The following is a 17,758-nucleotide window of genomic DNA, read 5'->3' as shown; positions in this document are numbered from 1 at the left end:
ACCAACAGCTAGTTGCTGACGTTTCACTGGCTCGATTTTAATTCCTAAACGTTTTGCGGTTTGGGCATCAACTTGAATAGAACCAGTATTTTGAGAAGCTTCACTTCCTCCTTGAAATTCATTTCCGTGTCCGCCGTGAGCTAAAACAGTTGAGGGATTAGCTAATAACAGCAGGCTTGCAAGTGTACCAGAAACACAACGAATTGCTGTAAGTTGTTGGGAACGCAGAGAATTTAGCATCGCGCTGAAAAAATCCTTGAGTACTGGGGAAAGGAGTTGCAATCGCGTATTTATGTTAGTGGGCGCTCTTGATGCACACACCTTTTAGTCTTACAGCAAGAAATGAAATTAGGATGAAATCGTGCTCAAGACAGGCAGGGGTGCAGGGGTGCGGGGGAGCAGGGGAGAAAGAATGTCTAATGCTTCATCAACCAAGGAGATGGATTGTTGATCATATTTACTAAGCTACCTAGAATTTGGTTATAAATTGCATAAAGTTCTCGACCTGTATCAACATCCAAATAATTACATTTAACAGCAAATTCTATCCATGTTTGAGTTTCAGCAGCCTCTGACTCACAATCGCTCAACTTAGCCACAAATGCAGCTTCATATCTTCGTTTGCGCCATGCTTCTGCTAAATTGGCACAAACAGAACGTGAGGACCGACGAATTTGGTCAGTTAAAGAATACCGTTCCTCTACAGGAAACTTTTTAGACACCTCAAATATTTTCATTGCAGCATCAAAAGCCATTTGATAAACTCTTAAATCTTTATGACTTTTAATTGGTTCTCTTTCCATCTCCCCTGCTCCTCTGCTCCTCTGCTCCCCCGCTCTTGTTACTGGTTGTACCAAGCTTGTCGCCATTGCTTCATTTGGTCAATTTCTTTTTGTTGAGAACTGACAATATCTTTCGCGATGTTCTTGATTTCAGGGCGGTTAGACTTACTTAATGCATCTTGCGCCATTGTTATCGCCCCTTCATGATGCGGAATCATTGCATTGATGAAACGTAGGTCAAACTCAGCATCAGCAGTCCCTAAGTCCATGTCCATTCGCATCGCTTTAGACTGCTCAGGAGACATTGCTATTGTCTGATTTTGCTGGGTATTCCAAGCCGTTGCCGTGCTGGGTGCTTTGGGATACCATGCTGTGCGCCACTGTTTCAACTCAGCAATTTCTTTGTTTTGAGCTTTGATGATTTCGTCTGCCAGCTTTTTGATTTCGGGACGTTTTGATTTCTGTTGGGCTTCTTTTGCCATCTCTGTAGCACCTTGATGGTGTGGAATCATCGCATCAATGAACCGCAAATCGTAGTTAGCATCCGCTGGACCTAAATCCATTGCCATGCTATGGTTTGTGCTACTACCATGATGCATACCACTGCCGTGGTCCATCTGTTGCTTGTCGTTAGCCTGAGTTGCGGTGGTATTTGGGGCTTGGGTTTCGTTTTGGGAAGCAGTTGTGGAACAGGCTGTAAGCACGCCGCTTGTAAAGGAAGCGAGTGTTATGAAAGTCATCGCGAAAAACCCAGTTTTCCAAGAAATACGTCGCATAGACTTGAAATTCATTACTTACTATAGTTTCTTCTATTTTGAAATCTCCAGTTAGCTGGAGTGTCAACTGCTATTTCCCGACAAGGGTAAAATAGCCAATTTGTTATTGGAGCAATAGAACTGCACTAATTGCTTAGTATTGCAAAGACAAATGAAATTAGGATGAAATCCTTGTGCTTCTAACTACAAAGAAAGCAATTGTGCATAGATTAATGAAATTAGGATGAAATGAATATTGTCCATTAGAAATAAATAATTTTCACATCATTAGGGAGACGCAAGCACACTCATTAATTTTTAAGGTAAGGGCGAAGAGGTAAAAATGTTGCCTTCTATAGAATTGATAACTTCACATTAGGAGAGGAATTATGACGACAGCCCAATCTCATCAATCCCTACTGGAAACTTGCATTCAGAATTGTCTTGATTGCCTGCGTGATTGCGAAAAGTGTGCCACAGCTTGCTTGGATAGCGACATGGTGCAGATGATGGCTCAGTGTATCAAGCTATGCCGGGACTGCGCTGACACTTGTGATCTGTGCGCCCGTTTCATGTCTCGCAATTCGGCTCTTCATGCTCAGATGTGTGGAATCTGTGCCGAAGCTTGCGATCGCTGTGCCGCTGAGTGTGAGAAGCACGACCACGAGCACTGTAAACGCTGTGCTGCATCTTGCCGCCGTTGTGCTGATTCCTGCCGTCAGATGGCTGGGGCAATGGCATAACTTGTAGTAGACACTTGGTTACTACACAAGCCTTGGCTGCTATTCCTAGACTGCTGCACGTTGAGGCAGTAGTTTGCACTTGCTACTAAAATACTAGGAGGAATTTCATGGCTTACAAAATTTCTCAATCTAGTGTAGATATTGCAGTTCACTGCGCTTATGAATGCGAACATTGCAAAGATGCCTGTTTGGGCAGTGCCTGAATGTACTCGTCTATGTCGTGATTGTGCTGAGATTTGCTGGGCTTCTGCTGCTTTCATGAGTCGTGGCTCACGCTTTATTCCCCAAATTCTTCGTTCTTGTATCGAAATCTGTGAAGCTTGTGCCAGCAAATGTGAGAAGCACTCAGATAACCCCCACTGTCAAAAGTGTGCTAAAGCTTGTCGGCATACTGCTGAGGAATTCCGCAAGGTTGCCACTGTTGCAGGTATAGCTTAATCACTTGCTATGTAAGTAGCGACTTAATTTTTGCTGCCCAATTTGACTATCTATTAGGGAAGTGAAGTTTAGGGCAGCATTAATATATTAGACTTGTCGTTTAATAAAGCCCAAAATTGATCAAAGTCCTATACAACATAGGTTTTAGCGACTAAACACGAAAATAATGGAAATGCTTACTATGATTGGCTTTCATCGATTTTTTAGCTTATTTGGCGACAACTTTATTATTTGTCGATTTTCTACCCCTTTCTAACCATGCTTCCCAGAACTTGGCAGCCTGAGCTTCTAATCTTTTGGAGTAACGGGTTGTATCCTCGCGCAGTCTCGTAATGCTAACACCATGTGTTGCACTTATCTCGCAAGCATGGTTTTTAAACCAAAGCTCCAGACCAAAAGTAGTAACTTCTGGATGAAACTGCAATGCTAGACCACATTTACCCCAGGAAAATGCCTGGTTTTGATACTTTGGGCTAGAGGCAAGATGGATAGACCCGACAGGTAGATCGAAAGTATCACCGTGCCAGTGTAACACAAGGGTGTTGTCTGCTACTAAATGAGCTAAAGGTGTGTGTATTCCCTCTTTACTTAGTTCTAACGGTGACCAGCCAATCTCTCTATATGGTCCTGGGTAGACTTTAGCACCAAGAGTACGTGCCATTAGTTGAGCTCCCAGACATATTCCTAAAGTAGGCAAATCAGCATCAAGGCGACGCTCTAACAAACGCAGTTCATCAACTAGGAAGGGATAATTCCGATCATCGTAAGCTCCCATAGGACCACCTAGAATGACAAAAATGTCTGGAGTTAGTGGATTGAGACTAGCAAGATTATCTAGTCCAGCTTCTACGTACGTAACTGCATAATCTTTCTGATGCAAATTTGCTACCAAACTACCAAGATACCCAAAAGCAGGGTTTCTTGTGTGTCTGATTACAGTAATATTTTTCATGCCTATCACTTTTCAAAAGTAAAATCACATCGGTTTTTTTTAATCAAGTGCAAAAGTATATGAGTTTTTACAATAATTTCGGAGGATATTTTTTGAGAAAATTCAAATATAAATTGCTAGTATTTACTATTATAGAATTGACCAAAAAATTAACTCTTACATTTTAAGTAAGTCAACCTAAAAAACGTAAAATAGACTGAGTGCATCATTTCAGTGATGATTGATGTCAGCTCTGTTAAGAATATAGCTGACACCAGAAGAAGACTGTATCCTTTTAAAATTAAGCTTTACAGTCGAGCTTAGTGACATTCCAGCAGAAAACTTATAAGCCTGGCATACCAACGTAACCCTTAAGCTTCTTTATTCTGTCAATCCAAGCAACTACATTTGGATAAGCTTCTAAAGAAATCCCTCCCTCCGGCGCTAGCCCAACATACGGGTAACAAGCAACATCTGCAATTGTCGGGTGATCAAGTTCAAGCCAGTTCCGCTTTTGCAAATGTTCGTCCAAAACTTTGAGTATCACATTTGCTCTGTGTTGCACCAACTCTAGGTCTGTCTTCAGGTTAAAAACGAAGTGCAGTCTAGCTGTAGCAGGACCGTGTTGAATCTCGTTAGCAGCGATGGACAACCACTGCACCACTTTACCCATAGACTCAGCCTCTATTGGTAGCCAGTTTTCACCACCGTAGCGTCGTGCGAGATATACCAGGATTGCCTGGGAATCATGAATGACTAGATCGCCATCAATCAGAATCGGTATTTGACCAAGCGGGTTCAGTTTTAGAAAAGGTGGAGACTTATGCTCACCTTCCATGAAGTTGACAGGTACAATCTCATGCTCCAACCCAAGCAGCGATAGCATAAGCCGTACCTTATAGCAATTTCCCGATAACTCGTAATCGAAGAGTTTGATCATTCATTCCTCCCGTTTCTATCAAATCTGAACATTACAACTTGCTCTTGAAAAATATCCACTCCCAACTTTTACCAAGTTAGCCTTTAGATGGGTTGTGACTTAAAGGAAAAGTTCTCCTTCCAGTCACACAGATAATTTAGCAAGCATTAAAACGATGAATTTGGCTGCTTCAAAAATTCTGCCTCCTCTGGCGTTGTGGCTCGACGAAAAATAGCGTTGCGATGGGGAAAACGTCCAAAGCGCTCAATCACCTCTAGGTGTTGGACAGCCGATGAGGTCATATATACGCTGTCTGGATCATTGCCAAGTTGACGGAACAGTTCAACCGCTTGTCGCTGATGTTCGAGATTCTCGCTGTGTTCAAAAGGTAAATAGATAAACCAGCGCTGGATTTTTGGTAGCTCCCAATCAAAACCTTTGGCGATCGCATACTGAGCCAAACAGAGTGCTTGTGGATCTGTTGCAAATGCTCGAGGATTACCGCGAAACATATTCCGTGGAAACTGATCGAGTAGGAGGATCAACGCCAGACAGCTGTGGGGAGTTTCTTTCCATTGGTCAAGTTTACCCGCTGCTGCTTTCTCATAGTCTTCCATAAAGCGGGCTTGAATCTCCCGATCAAAATTTGGATCTGGATCTTTAGTAAACCAAATCGCGCGATTTTTTCCGTAATCCTCTTCATCTTTTTTTCCAAACCAAAAGTCTAAAATTTTATTAACTCGTGACATTAAGTCCTCCTGTACATTGTGTGTAAGGTAACAGGAAGTCAGACAGAAAATAAAGACGAGGCTGTAAAGACTGGCGTACAACAGCCATCGCATTAACAAATATCAACAACTGTTTGGCACGCCAGTCATACGAGCCACGACCGAATCTGTACAGGAACGATGGCTAGATTGATATATGATAGGGTCTACAAGTCGAATTAACCTTTAGACCTTTAGGGTCGCAATCAGAAATTAGGTGCTGTTTTGACTGAGAGATAGCTGGTTTAGTTGTATGTCCTTGTCAGCTCTTATTACTCTTGCTTCAGCAGACGCCACCGCGTTACCATGACATGAGGAATTCGAGAATAGCGCTTCCATTTTTCTGGTTGCTCAGCTTGTAACCACTCCGGAGGAACTGGCTCCAGGAGACCATCAAGGACAAAACCAGCCTGAAAGCAAATTCCAAACAGATGCCACAATGGTCGGTGAAAGAAGGGATGACGTATAGGTTGACCAGGTTTTGCGTTTTCATCTCCTATTGCTGGTTGTATGTAATCTTTCACCAGAACACCTTCCGTACCAAGCCATTGGGTTTGGGTTCCTAACGAGTTAAAGCATGGATGAGTCACTGAGAATACGAACCGTCCCTCGGGAACAAGCAGCCGACTAAAAGCCTGTATGAGAGGCTCTATGTTTGCCATATCCATAAGTGCCATTGACACCACCGCAGCATGAAAGCAGCGCTCTCCCAGAGAAGCGAGTTGATCTTGATCGGTTGCATCTAGGAGTCTATACTCAATGCTACCCGATGTATCTATGGTTCGAGCTTTGGCACGTTTCAAAAGTTCCTCTGAAAAATCGCAGGCTAGAACCGATGCTCCTAACCGAGCCAGACTGCGTGCGAAGGTACCGTTACCGGATGCAATTTCAAGTACCCGCTCACCAGGTTTAATAGTGAGGAGTGTCTCCATTGCAGGGTTAACGACGTATTCATGGGCGATGTCTATATCACCTACTTGATTGTCCCACCATTGTGCATTTGCATTCCAGACATCGCGTACACGCTGGTTTATTTCTTTTATTTCAATCATGAAGTACACCTTAATTTTGCGTAGTCTAGAGAAACTTTTCTTTGCTTATGATCCCGCCCCTTAAAAGAAGGGTAGGGTGGGATGAATTGCTTAATTTCTGTATTGCCAAGCTTTGAGCAATTTCAATCGGTATCAGGCTACCATTGTTGTTTTCTTCCTACTGGAAAATACCGTTAACAGGTTCATTTGAGCATCCCAGAATTCGACCCACAAGTCACAGTATTTATGACATAATTTCGTAATGTCATCGTATTGAGCGGGAGTAATCGCCTGCATGAGGACGTACCAAAGGTCATCTTCGTGAGTGTCGTCGTTGGCTTCAGCCTGTACATCATCACTAGTCCCATGACAGACATAGTACCCTGAGGTGACATTTATCTCTACAGCTTTTATATTTTCACGCAGAGGTGCACTGAACAGGACAACTTCCTGTTCTGCAACTGCAAGCAAGCTCGTTAGTAAATTTAAATCATTGTAGGTATCCTCCAGACACTTACGTACCTGCTTGGCAATGTTGCTAGGAATATATCTCTGTCGTTCCTCAAGACTAATTCCCAGTTCATCAAGTAGACGCTCAAACAAAGGATAGTGGGCGTTATAAGGATTGCCTCGATAGTAGCCATACTCATCGAAACCAGGCTGAAAGCCAAATTCGTCTAAATCATTCAGGGTGAGGAGAAATCGGGCATACATCTTACTACCAGGCTTGAGTCGCCGTTCCAACTGATGGGTTTGGTATTGTGCCATCAGAAGGGCATCTGTAAATATCTGCACAATCGCATGACGGTATTCAAGGTGGATGCGTTTCATCTGTTCTCGATTAAAAGCACCGCGATTCAGCGCTGCAATGACTGGATGAGTTGCAACCGGATGATGCTTCAAGCTAGAGCGTAAGTTAGCAACAAAGTTCTCGTTTTCCAACCACAAAGAAGCAGGTACTGATTCTTTCATTGCCAATCTGGCTTTTTGACGTGGATTACCCATTTCCATGATGTATTTCTCCGTGTATTTCTACTACGATTTTTCAATCCTGATTTAAGGGTGATATGGAATGGCAGTAAAATCAGGCGCGGAAATTTTGAGATTGTCTGCGCTTTACTCTTTCTCTTTCTTTTGTAAATTTCGTCTGTTGACTTAGACTGTCAGTAGCAAATGTCAAGAAAGTGGAAAGTATTTCCGCTCCTTACTACCCCAAGCTACCTATTCTTCCAAGCCTTTACTATCCAAAGGTTTCACTTTAACAAGCGTGCCATTCATATCAAATCTGGTTGCATCAGATGCTTCACATCAATTCAAAATCTGAATTAAATATAAAACCTACTCCCTACTGGAGAGTCAAGCCAAAACGATAAGATTTTTTCTTATATTTTTTATAGAGTTAATAAATAAAAAACAATACTTCTGTAAAACTATCTTGTCACCGAAGTTTATGCTAGTGTTCATTGCTGTTCGTCATTTATCCAGGTAAATGAATCACCTATACAATATCCGTCTATAGACAGATGACAATGCTTGGTGTTTAAAAATAAAAGTTATATAACAAACAGCAAATATCATGCCAATATTTTTATGGTATGAACGTAAAAAAGGTTTTTGTGGAGTGAAACAATTGTTTTTTAAGCAGGGTCGTTGAATTATGTTAGTTCAGGAACATTTACAACGAATTGGTTCAGTTGCTAAACAAAGCGGTATACCTGTTAAGACAATTCGCTACTATGAAGAACTCGGTCTAGTTGAATCTTCTAGTAGAACAGAGGGAGGATTTAGACTATTTCAACTTGATGTTCTCACTCGCTTAAACTTTATCAAACGTGCTCAAAGCCTTAATTTTAGTCTTTCAGAAATTAAGTTTTTTTTAGATGTTCATGATCAGGGTGATTTGCCTTGTCAGCATATACGATCTCAGATGGAATATAAGCTGTCAGAAATTAATCAGCAAATCGAGCAACTGTCGCTCTTGAAATTAGAGCTAGAAGAGCTACTTTTGAGTTGGAAAGTTATAACTGAAAAACCAGAAAAGACTATTTGCCCCATAATTGAGAAATGTTGTTGAGAAAGCATTAAGTTGTTGAGAAAGCATTAAGAGGATGTTTGAAAAGTTGGCAACTGAGTAAAAAAAACTCTCAGGGCATAAGCTGTATATACGTATATACAGCTTATGCCCTGAGAGCCATGAGTAAACTATACTCCAGTAACCTCACCCTGACGGGGCGACAAAAAGGGTTAGGATGCAGATAGAATAAGCTGCATAGCCCTTAGACCCCGCTGGTAATACTTAGACTTATTGCGAGATAATCTCATTAAGTCCAGAACTAAGTTGTTAGATTGTTCCATAAAACTCACCCAAGTCTGACCATATAAGCCAATATAAAAACTGCTATGTCGCCTTTCAATACGACCAGATTCTTTAACACGACCAACATATTTCTGGATACCTTTGCGTTTAATATGTTGTCCTTGTATTGTGGCACTACTGTAGGCGATCGCTATCAATAAAATTAGAGCAATTAACCGCTTACCGGACACACCAGTTTTTTCCATATTGTAGCCACCCGTCTTAAAATCTCTAAACATTTCTTCAATATCAAACCGTTTTTTATAGGATGCGATCGCCATCTCAAGGCTCTGCAAATTGGTAACAATAAACCACCCTTCTTTGGGAGCCACTCCCAAGATTTTACGTTTCCATAAACACGCGCTACATTAAAACTGACAAAACCTTTGTGTTTTGTGACCTTAACTCCTTTTAAAAAGAAAGAAACTCCTGGTGATAAGCCTAAATCATTTAACTCCAACCAAATCTCATTTTTAATTTCGATCAGTTCATTCTTTTTGAGACGCAGACAAAAGTATACGTTTTGCTCATGCAGCCAGTTTGCCAATTTGACAGAGCAAAATTCTCGGTCTCCCAACACGCAGATTTTATAATTTTCCAATATTGGTAACACTTGAGACAGAATTGCTTTTTGGTCATGAATATTGCTACTACCCAACTTAGGCAATAATTCAAAGTATACCGGGAACGTTCTCTTATCCCAAACAACACTAACCATGAATAGATTTACACAAGCCCAATTTGTACGGTCAATCACTACATAAATTATTTTTTCAGAGCTAAAATGTGTTTCTAACCAGGTCTTAACAATAGGGAACCAAGTTTTTTCAATTGTAAGGTTTGGTAATGACAAAAATCTCTGTATTTTCTTTCTTCTACTTTCAAATCTAATTGGAATTGGTAGGGCAGTAGCCAAAGCGCGTCCTTACTAACCTTTTTAATTGATTGCAGAAGGTTAATCAAAATTTGTAGAAAGAGATATTCCGCAAGACTAAGTTGACTTTTTAAGTGCGTTTGATAAAATACTGGCAACATTATCATTAGATAGGTCTTATTGACATCACTCGACCTATCTTTTCTTACCATAAATCGCTGCACTCTTGGTTAAGTAAGGTTTTCAGACTATTTTGTCGCCCCCTCAGAACCTCACCCAAGAACAATGGGAACTAGTTGAACCTTTAATTCCATCAGCTAAACCTGGTGGTCGGAGACTATAAGTGGATGTGTGGCAGGTACTCAACGCCATTTTCTATGTGTTGACTCAAAGATGCACTTGGCGAAACCTGCCTGGAGACTTTCCCAATTGGCAAACGGTATATACCTAATGAACGCAATTGGCGTCAAGACGGAACATGGATGAGTATCCATGACCAACTAAGAGCTTGGGTGAGAGTGGACAAAGAGCGAGCCGCCAGTCCAACAGAAGCGATAGTCGATAGTCAAAGTGTCAAAAGTGCGGCGATGGTAAGCCAAGCGGTGGGGTACGATGCTTTTCAAAAGGTCAAAGGACGCAAGCGGTTTGTGACAGTGGATACATTAGGTTTAGTACTGCGAGTTTTGGTGACCGCCGCCAGTGTGGACGAACGCTCAGGCGGGAAACAAGTACTCAAGAAGGTCAAACAAATGGGAAACACCGTGTCGCCTCTGCATACTATCTGGGTTGATGGTGGTTACGATGGCAACCCGTTTATGCACTGGGTGATGGATTCCTGCCGGTAGATCCTGCAAGTCGTGCTGCGACCGCATAAACACAAGGGCAATGTTAGGCTACCTAAACGTTGGGTGGTAGAAAGAACCTTGGGTTGGCTTACTGGATGTCGGCGTTTGAACAAAGACTACGAGCTATTACCCCAAACCTCACCAGACGTTTATCTACCTTGCCATGATTCGTATTATAGTAAGGCGTTTGGCATAAAATCTTACCTCTCATTACTTTTGAAACACCCTTTAAGAGTAGCAAATTCTTCATCTGTTGAATTAGGTTCGAGTTCCTAGGGTGCAAAGCTCGTATTCGACAAAATTCAAGACTCGTTCCCTAAATTAAGTAGGTAGGCATGAAGAAACCGTACTATGTAACAGAATGTAAATGAGCCAAAACCCTTGGGATTGCTTCACTCCGCTTTGCTTCGTATGCCCTCCGGGCACGCTACGCTAACGCAATGACATAGTTATCAATTTTCGCGCCCACCTACTTACATTTAATTTAGGTAGACGCAGGTACGCGCTTAAGTTAGTTGATTGGGTCAAATATTTATGCAGGTTGCGTACTCGAAATCGTTAAACGTTCTGATCACAAGAGTGGGTTTGAGGTCTTGCCTCGACGTTGGTTTGTAGAACGTACGCTTGCAAGGCTCACGGCGCTATCGTTGCTTAAGTAAGGATTATGAATATCTTCCTCAAAGAGCGTGAAACTATGATTTATGTCGCGATAACGCATAGTAATGCTACGACGATTAGCTCGTGCTCAGCAAAGCCGCGCCCTTGGTGATTGCCCGGAGGGCACTGCCCTTACGGGCAATTGCAATCCTTCAACTGCTTAAGATTGTCTTTATAAAGACCCTCTTAGTTTTTTTCATAAATTAAACCGGATTCCCATAACAAAAATAATCATATATAGTCATGGCATAAACATCAAATGTTTAACAGCTTGCGCCATGACTATGTTTCTTATGTAGAGGCATTTTTTGTAGAAAATTTGCATTCATCAAGATATGAGAAGCAGCAAGTAATATTCAGGCTTTGAGGTAAAGCATTGCGTTTACGCAACGTAGTCCCACTTTTTATACTCTCAAAATTTTTTTCTCACTACCCCTTGACTCTCCAGCTTACTAGAGATTTCAAAATGGAATTAGTTGATTAAAAAGGTACATGATATGACACTTCAATTGAAAGTTCCTAACATGGCTTGTTCTGCTTGTGGAAAAAACATCACAAAAGCAGTCAAAACCGTCGATCCAGCCGCAACCATTCAAACTGATACCAAAACTAAGCTTGTCCATATCGAAACTCAAGCATTAAAAGCTGCCGTCACAGAAGCAATTACGGCAGCAGGTTATACCGTTGCCTAGCACTAAATTCTCAACAAAAGTAGTTCAGGACATCGTTAGGAGGTTTGACAATGGAAAACGCGAATTTGAAACTGCGGGGCATGAGTTGTGCCTCTTGCGCTAACGCAATTGAAGATGCAATTCGCTCCATTCCTGGTGTGAATGAGTGTAACGTCAACTTTGGGGCAGAGCAAGCTACGGTTACCTATGACCCCAGAAAAACTGACCCAGAAGTGATCTGCCAGGCAGTGAATGCGGTGGGATACTCTGCTCAACCCATGCAAGACGATGATTTATTTGCCGCAGACGATGATGCTCAACAGCAGGCACGCCAAGCCGAAAATCGAGCCTTAGTCAGAAAAGTTTGGGTTGGCGGCATTGTCAGCGCCATTCTAGTCATTGGTTCGCTACCAATGATGACGGGGTTATCCATTCCCTTTATTCCCATGTGGTTGCACAATCCCTGGCTGCAATTGGTGCTGACGACTCCAGTGCTGTTTTGGTGTGGTGCATCCTTCTTTATCAATGCCTGGAAAGCTCTCAAACGTCACACGGCAACGATGGATACCTTGGTGGCGATTGGTACTCTTGCCGCTTATCTCTATTCCCTCTTCCCTACCTTCTTGCCTGGGTTCTTCACCGACCGAGGATTGCCGCCTGATGTCTACTACGAAGCAGCTGCGGTCATCGTCACTCTTATCTTGTTGGGACGACTGCTTGAGAATCGTGCCAAAGGACAAACTTCTGAAGCAATTCGTAAGTTGATAGGCTTGCAAGCAAAGACTGCTCGTGTGATTCGCGATAGCAAAGAAGTTGACATTCCGATTACTCAAGTGATTGAAGGCGATGTGATTCTAGTGCGTCCGGGTGAAAAGATTCCAGTAGATGGCGAGATTATTGATGGCTCTTCAACTATCGATGAGGCAATGGTCACCGGTGAAAGTCTCCCTGTGAAGAAGGAACCAGGTGATGAAGTGATTGGAGCCACGCTCAACAAAACTGGTAGCTTCAAATTCCGAGCTACCCGAGTCGGTAAAGATACATTCTTGGCGCAGATTGTCAAGCTAGTGCAGCAAGCGCAAGGTTCAAAAGCACCAATTCAGCGATTAGCTGACCAAGTTACCGGATGGTTTGTACCTGCCGTAATTGCCATTGCGATCGCCACTTTCATCATCTGGTACAACATCATGGGCAATGTGACAATGGCACTCATTACCACTGTAGGTGTGCTGATTATTGCTTGCCCGTGTGCCCTTGGCTTGGCAACACCAACTTCTATCATGGTGGGAACAGGCAAGGGAGCAGAAAATGGTATTCTGATTAAAGGGGCAGAAAGTCTAGAACTCGCGCACAAGCTAAAGACTATCGTTCTCGACAAAACGGGTACAATTACGCAAGGTAAGCCCACCGTCACTGACTTTGTAAGCGTCAACGGTACAGCCAATAGCAATGAGTTAAATCTTTTGTGCTTTGCAGCATCTGTCGAACGCAATTCAGAACATCCGCTAGCGGAGGCAGTTGTGAATTATGCGAAATCTCAAGGCGTGGAATTGAGGGACGCACAGGAGTTTGAGGCGATCGCTGGTAGCGGTGTGCAAGGGTATGTGTCAGATCAATGGATACAAATTGGCACCCATCGTTGGATGAATGAGTTAGGCATTGATACAAATGCATTACAAGAACATTGGGATCGCCTAGAGTATCTAGGTAAGACCGTCATCTGGATTGCCGTAAATAGCAAAATCCAAGGGATTATGGGCATTGCTGATGCGGTGAAACCATCTTCTGTAAACGCGATTCGCACATTGCAGAAAATGGGGTTGGAAGTGGTGATGTTGACGGGAGACAATCGCCGCACTGCCGAAGTGATTGCGCGTGAAGTCGGCATTAAGCGAATCTTTGCTGAAGTTCGCCCGGATCAGAAAGCCGAGACCGTCGAGAAACTTCAGTCGGAAGGCAAAATTGTAGCAATGGTCGGGGATGGCATCAATGATGCACCAGCGTTGGCTCAAGCTGATGTCGGTATGGCAATTGGAACAGGAACAGATGTGGCGATCGCAGCTAGTGACATCACCCTTATCTCTGGGGATTTACTCTTGATTGTCACCGCCATTCAACTCTCTCGTGCCACGATTCGCAATATTCGTCAGAATCTCTTCTTCGCCTTTATCTACAACGTCGCTGGTATTCCAATCGCAGCAGGAATTCTCTTCCCTATCTTCGGTTGGCTGCTCAACCCCATTATTGCAGGTGCAGCAATGGCGTTTAGTTCCGTCTCCGTAGTAACGAATGCGCTGCGTTTGCGTAACTTTCAACCTAAAACAACTGGTTGAATAAATCACAGGGAGTAGTAACGATGCTTAAGAAAGTAACATTTTTTGGAACCTTGGCAGGATTTGGATTTCTGCTGGGAGCGATTTCAGGAGCGTTAGCGTAGCTTGCAATGTAGTTAAATTCGCCAACGGAGGCGTTTAAATCATGAACAAAATAGCAATCATTGGTATTATTGCAAGTTTGGGATTGGTGTTTGGAATTGCTTCTAACAAAGCAGTTGCACAAATGTCCCACGAACAGATGCAACCATCTCATACAAAGCAAACGGGTCAGTTCCGTCGCATCGAACAACCCTTGTGGGCAAAAGGAGCCGTTACTGCTGGCGGATTAGGACTGATAGGACTGGAGTTATGGTGGTTTCTGCTGAGTAAGCCAAAATCGCAAAAAGCACAATCAAAGCAAGGCGTTCAAGAAGTAACAATTACCGTTAATGGTGGGTATGAACCAAGCCAAGTGGTAGTTAATCCAGGTCAAAAAGTCCGGCTCAACTTCTACCGTAAAGACCCCAGCAATTGCCTTGAAGAAATCCGATTTCCTGACTTCCACATTGCCCAAGAGCTACCCCTAAACCAAGTTACTCCCATTGAGTTCACTCCCAACCAACCAGGAACTTACACCTTTACCTGTGGTATGAATATGTTTCGCGGTGTGATTAAAGTAGAGCCATCCAATGTTGGTACACAGCAGTTTTCTACGCAATCAGCATGAAAACGGAGAGCATCTGCGCCCAGCGTCAGCTTGATAACTAGCAAGCAATACCTTGCCAAACGCTGGGCACAGTTCCTTGTACAAATACCTAATATGGATGATATGTAGAGTCAACTATACGGTTTCCTTTGTTGTACGTCTTACTAATACGTAGGAGTTAATTATGTTAGCCCAAGAAACACTCAAACAAATTGGTGTAGTTGCTAAAGAAAGTGGCATTCCCATCAAAACAATTCGTTACTACGAAGAACTGGGCTTGCTCAAGGCTTCAGGCAGGACTGAGGGTGGATTTCGATTATTCAACTCAGATGTTTTTGCCCGTCTCAACTTTATCAAGCGTGCCCAGAGCCTTGGATTGAGCTTGTTGGAGATTAAAGAGTTTTTGAATGTGCATGACCAAGGGGACTTACCCTGCGACCATATTCAAGCAAAACTAACTGATAAAATTGCAGAAATAGAATACCAAATCGAACAGCTACAAGTATTGAAGTTGGAGTTAGAAGGGCTACTTTCGGACTGGAAACCTGTTTCTGAAATACCTGAAAATACCATCTGTCCAATTATCGAGCCGACTTAAAAAATTAATCCTGTAATGAGTAAGATAATTTGCAATTTTTGATTCTCAAATCACTTGATAATCTAGTTAACTAGAGAGCTTAATATGCCCCCAGTTGTAAGGTGGTCATACCACTAATTAACTTGGAGGTAATGAACATGTTTATGTTTTTTCTTGTTTTGCTGGTAACTGGTCTAATAGCTAGCTATATTAGTGTAAATTGTAGTGATGAAATAGAAAGTTTATTAGGCTTGTTATCAGCTATTAATTTACTCATAATTTTGGTCTTTTCCCCTTGGCAAGTTTAGTTGTTGCTCCTTCATCTCATCATTAAGCACTAGGTAATTGGAAGTATCCAAGTTTTTTTTAATAAATTTTACCCTTCTAAAAAGAAAACTAAATAAAAAACTTGGATCTATCGTAAGTCGCTCTTATCTTAAAAAGATTTCACTAAACACTCAATAATTTTTTGCATACCCCCTTGACTCTCCAGTTAAATGGAGGATTTAAAGTGATTTTAGATAAGTTGGAGTTCTTCAATCACACATATAACTCCACAACAAATTACCCAAAAAAAGGTTATTGACAGCTATGGCACTACAACTTAAAGTTCCTAAACTGGTTTGCTCTGGTTGCGTCAAAACTATCACTGAGGCAATTAAAAAGGTTGATGCTAACGCTATTGTTCAAGCTGACCCAAAAACGAAATTAATTAACGTAGAAACTCAAGTACCTAGAACAGCTATTGAGACAGCGATCGCGTCGGCGGGCTATCCACCAGCTGCTTAATTTGTAATTGATTATTTTACCATCAGCTATTGGCTTCTGCTCTGCTGATAGCTGATCTTCCGATAAACTCTCAAACATTTTCACGCCAGTGAGCAAGGAGGAAAGATGGCTAAGATTGGCTTAATTTACGGGACTCAAACTGGGAATACCCAAACGGAAGCCGAACTTATTCAGAAAGAGTTTGGTGGCGACAGCATTGTTGATATCTACGACATCTCTAAAGTAGAAACGAGCGATTTTGAGAACTACAGCTACATCATCATCGGATGTCCTACCTGGAACATAGGTGAACTGCAAGACGACTGGGATAATTTCTTTGACGAGCTAGACAATATCGATTTTAGCGGCAAGAAAGTTGCCTACTTTGGGGTTGGTGACCAGAACGGCTACCCCGACTCTTTTCAAGATGCAATGGGCATCTTAGAAGAAAAGATTTCAGAACTTGGAGGTGAAACCGTCGGCTACAGGTCAACTGAGGGCTACGACTTTACGGACTCAAAAGCAGTGCGTGACGGTAAGTTTGTCGGTTTAGCGCTAGATGAAGATAACCAATCTGAGTTAACACAACAACGCATCAAAACTTGGGTTGCTCAGTTGAAACAGGAATTTGCATTCTAGGAGGTAAGTTTCATGAAGATATTGATGACTGCGAGCCTCCTTCGGAGGAGCTTCGCTTACGCTGCAACTGCAACTCTATTATTTGCACAAAGTTGCTCGACATCACCTAATGCTCAAGAACCGTCAACGGCAGTTTTAGCTCAACAGCACAACGACAAGCATTCAACACAAGTGGGAAGTCACGCAGGACATTCGATGCATAGTTCAAGTGACACAAAAACAAATGCAGCGATTCAAGCAAAACTTACGGTTCCAGAAACGGTCGCAGTTAATGCTCCTGTCCCGTTAGTAATTAATGTTCAAGATGCAACAGACAAACCTATCAACAAGTTTGATGTTTCTCACGAACAACTCATGCATCTCATCGTAGTCAGTGATGACCTTCGGTTTTTCGATCATCTGCATCCACGTTATGAAGGCAACGGGCGTTTTACCATCGAAGCCCAATTACCCAAATCTGGAGGGTATACACTCTTTAGTGATTACAAACCCGCTGGACAACCAGCTCAAGTCTCGACACTCAAAACCCAAGTTCCAGGGGACAGTTCATCTTCTGCGGACGTAAACTTCAAGCGTAGTCAAACATTTACCAACACCAAGGTCAATTTAGAGCTACCTACTGAAACGGTCAAAGCGGGTGAGGAAGTTGCTGTAACCTTCAATCTCAAAGGCTCTAATAATCAAGCTGTCACTGATTTACAGCCTTATATGGGTGAACGGGGGCACTTGGTAATTCTGCGTCAATCCGCCTCACTCACCTCAGCTGATTATATCCATGCTCACGCAATCAAAGATACAACTCCCGGACGAGTTCAGTTTGTGACCAGCTTTCCCAAACCTGGACTATACAAGCTTTGGGGACAGTTCAACCGCAATGGTGAAATCGTCACGGCTGATTTTTGGGTAAAGGCGAATTAACAAAGAACGGGTACTACAGTTCTGATGCATTCTGATTTCCCAAGGTTTTACATCGCTCTAATTGTT

Annotated in this window: 17 protein-coding genes and 4 pseudogenes; 12 read left to right on the top strand and 9 right to left on the bottom strand. The window is 42.5% G+C overall.

The window, feature by feature from the left end:
• From V5G28_RS10250 to V5G28_RS10240, 3 genes and pseudogenes are all read right to left on the bottom strand, one after another.
• A pseudogene (locus V5G28_RS10250) lies at window positions 1-240 on the bottom strand (efflux RND transporter periplasmic adaptor subunit); the annotation flags it as partial.
• 176 nt (window positions 241-416) lie between these two features.
• A complete protein-coding gene (locus V5G28_RS10245) occupies window positions 417-803 on the bottom strand; it encodes a four helix bundle protein (RefSeq protein WP_336230298.1) in 387 nt (128 codons plus the stop codon).
• Between the two features lie 38 nt (window positions 804-841).
• Window positions 842-1,573: a DUF305 domain-containing protein gene (locus V5G28_RS10240; protein ID WP_442994241.1), complete on the bottom strand. Its 732-nt coding sequence runs from the start codon at window positions 1,571-1,573 to the stop codon at window positions 842-844.
• 353 nt (window positions 1,574-1,926) lie between these two features.
• On the opposite strand from V5G28_RS10240, the gene V5G28_RS10235 reads away from it, so the two are divergent.
• Together V5G28_RS10235 and V5G28_RS10230 are read left to right on the top strand one after the other, a co-directional pair.
• Window positions 1,927-2,280 (top strand): four-helix bundle copper-binding protein, encoded by a 354-nt coding sequence (locus tag V5G28_RS10235; RefSeq protein ID WP_336230296.1) that lies wholly within the window; start codon window positions 1,927-1,929, stop codon window positions 2,278-2,280.
• A 159-nt stretch (window positions 2,281-2,439) separates the two neighbouring features.
• Window positions 2,440-2,718, top strand: coding sequence for a four-helix bundle copper-binding protein (locus tag V5G28_RS10230; protein WP_336230294.1), 279 nt, complete (start codon window positions 2,440-2,442; stop codon window positions 2,716-2,718).
• A 208-nt stretch (window positions 2,719-2,926) separates the two neighbouring features.
• Here the strand turns inward: V5G28_RS10230 and V5G28_RS10225 are convergent, their stop codons facing one another.
• From V5G28_RS10225 to V5G28_RS10205, 5 genes are all read right to left on the bottom strand, one after another.
• On the bottom strand, window positions 2,927-3,670 hold the full coding sequence (locus V5G28_RS10225) for a glutamine amidotransferase (RefSeq protein WP_336230293.1): 744 nt from the start codon (window positions 3,668-3,670) through the stop codon (window positions 2,927-2,929).
• A 322-nt stretch (window positions 3,671-3,992) separates the two neighbouring features.
• A complete protein-coding gene (locus tag V5G28_RS10220) occupies window positions 3,993-4,589 on the bottom strand; it encodes a glutathione S-transferase family protein (protein ID WP_336230292.1) in 597 nt (198 codons plus the stop codon).
• Between the two features lie 146 nt (window positions 4,590-4,735).
• Window positions 4,736-5,317, bottom strand: a complete 582-nt coding sequence (locus V5G28_RS10215; protein WP_336230291.1) for a DUF924 family protein — start codon at window positions 5,315-5,317, stop codon at window positions 4,736-4,738.
• Between the two features lie 290 nt (window positions 5,318-5,607).
• Window positions 5,608-6,387: a class I SAM-dependent methyltransferase gene (locus V5G28_RS10210; RefSeq protein WP_336230290.1), complete on the bottom strand. Its 780-nt coding sequence runs from the start codon at window positions 6,385-6,387 to the stop codon at window positions 5,608-5,610.
• A gap of 132 nt (window positions 6,388-6,519) precedes the next feature.
• Window positions 6,520-7,377: an iron-containing redox enzyme family protein gene (locus tag V5G28_RS10205; RefSeq protein WP_336230289.1), complete on the bottom strand. Its 858-nt coding sequence runs from the start codon at window positions 7,375-7,377 to the stop codon at window positions 6,520-6,522.
• A 646-nt stretch (window positions 7,378-8,023) separates the two neighbouring features.
• On the opposite strand from V5G28_RS10205, the gene V5G28_RS10200 reads away from it, so the two are divergent.
• Window positions 8,024-8,440, top strand: coding sequence for a MerR family DNA-binding protein (locus tag V5G28_RS10200; protein ID WP_336230287.1), 417 nt, complete (start codon window positions 8,024-8,026; stop codon window positions 8,438-8,440).
• Between the two features lie 170 nt (window positions 8,441-8,610).
• On the opposite strand, the pseudogene V5G28_RS10195 reads toward V5G28_RS10200, so the two are convergent.
• Window positions 8,611-9,757, bottom strand: a pseudogene (locus tag V5G28_RS10195) (IS4 family transposase).
• A gap of 89 nt (window positions 9,758-9,846) precedes the next feature.
• On the opposite strand from V5G28_RS10195, the pseudogene V5G28_RS10190 reads away from it, so the two are divergent.
• The 9 genes and pseudogenes from V5G28_RS10190 to V5G28_RS10150 all read left to right on the top strand — a co-directional run bounded on the left by V5G28_RS10190 (window position 9,847) and on the right by V5G28_RS10150 (window position 17,692).
• Window positions 9,847-10,637, top strand: a pseudogene (locus tag V5G28_RS10190) (IS5 family transposase).
• Window positions 10,638-10,989: 352 nt separating this feature from the next.
• Window positions 10,990-11,131, top strand: a pseudogene (locus tag V5G28_RS36630) (transposase); the annotation flags it as partial.
• A gap of 464 nt (window positions 11,132-11,595) precedes the next feature.
• The gene (locus tag V5G28_RS10180) at window positions 11,596-11,790 is read left to right on the top strand and encodes a heavy-metal-associated domain-containing protein (protein ID WP_336230285.1); all 195 of its coding nucleotides are present in this window, start codon (window positions 11,596-11,598) and stop codon (window positions 11,788-11,790) included.
• Window positions 11,791-11,840: 50 nt separating this feature from the next.
• Complete coding sequence (locus V5G28_RS10175) at window positions 11,841-14,102, top strand: heavy metal translocating P-type ATPase (RefSeq protein WP_336230283.1); 2,262 nt, start codon at window positions 11,841-11,843, stop codon at window positions 14,100-14,102.
• A gap of 145 nt (window positions 14,103-14,247) precedes the next feature.
• On the top strand, window positions 14,248-14,811 hold the full coding sequence (locus V5G28_RS10170; RefSeq protein ID WP_336230281.1) for a cupredoxin domain-containing protein: 564 nt from the start codon (window positions 14,248-14,250) through the stop codon (window positions 14,809-14,811).
• Between the two features lie 163 nt (window positions 14,812-14,974).
• Complete coding sequence (locus V5G28_RS10165) at window positions 14,975-15,388, top strand: heavy metal-responsive transcriptional regulator (RefSeq protein ID WP_336230279.1); 414 nt, start codon at window positions 14,975-14,977, stop codon at window positions 15,386-15,388.
• A 570-nt stretch (window positions 15,389-15,958) separates the two neighbouring features.
• Window positions 15,959-16,156: a heavy-metal-associated domain-containing protein gene (locus V5G28_RS10160; RefSeq protein ID WP_336230278.1), complete on the top strand. Its 198-nt coding sequence runs from the start codon at window positions 15,959-15,961 to the stop codon at window positions 16,154-16,156.
• 105 nt (window positions 16,157-16,261) lie between these two features.
• Window positions 16,262-16,774 (top strand): flavodoxin FldA, encoded by a 513-nt coding sequence (gene fldA / locus V5G28_RS10155; RefSeq protein ID WP_336230277.1) that lies wholly within the window; start codon window positions 16,262-16,264, stop codon window positions 16,772-16,774.
• Window positions 16,775-16,798: 24 nt separating this feature from the next.
• A complete protein-coding gene (locus tag V5G28_RS10150; RefSeq protein WP_336230276.1) occupies window positions 16,799-17,692 on the top strand; it encodes a hypothetical protein in 894 nt (297 codons plus the stop codon).
• Window positions 17,693-17,758: the final 66 nt, after the last annotated feature.

The sequence above is a fragment of the Scytonema sp. PRP1 genome, from assembly GCF_036697665.2.
Lineage (GTDB): Bacteria > Cyanobacteriota > Cyanobacteriia > Cyanobacteriales > Nostocaceae > Kalymmatonema > Kalymmatonema gypsitolerans.
The sequence above is the reverse complement of the archived record's forward strand: the minus strand, read 5'-3'. Positions and strand labels throughout refer to the sequence as shown.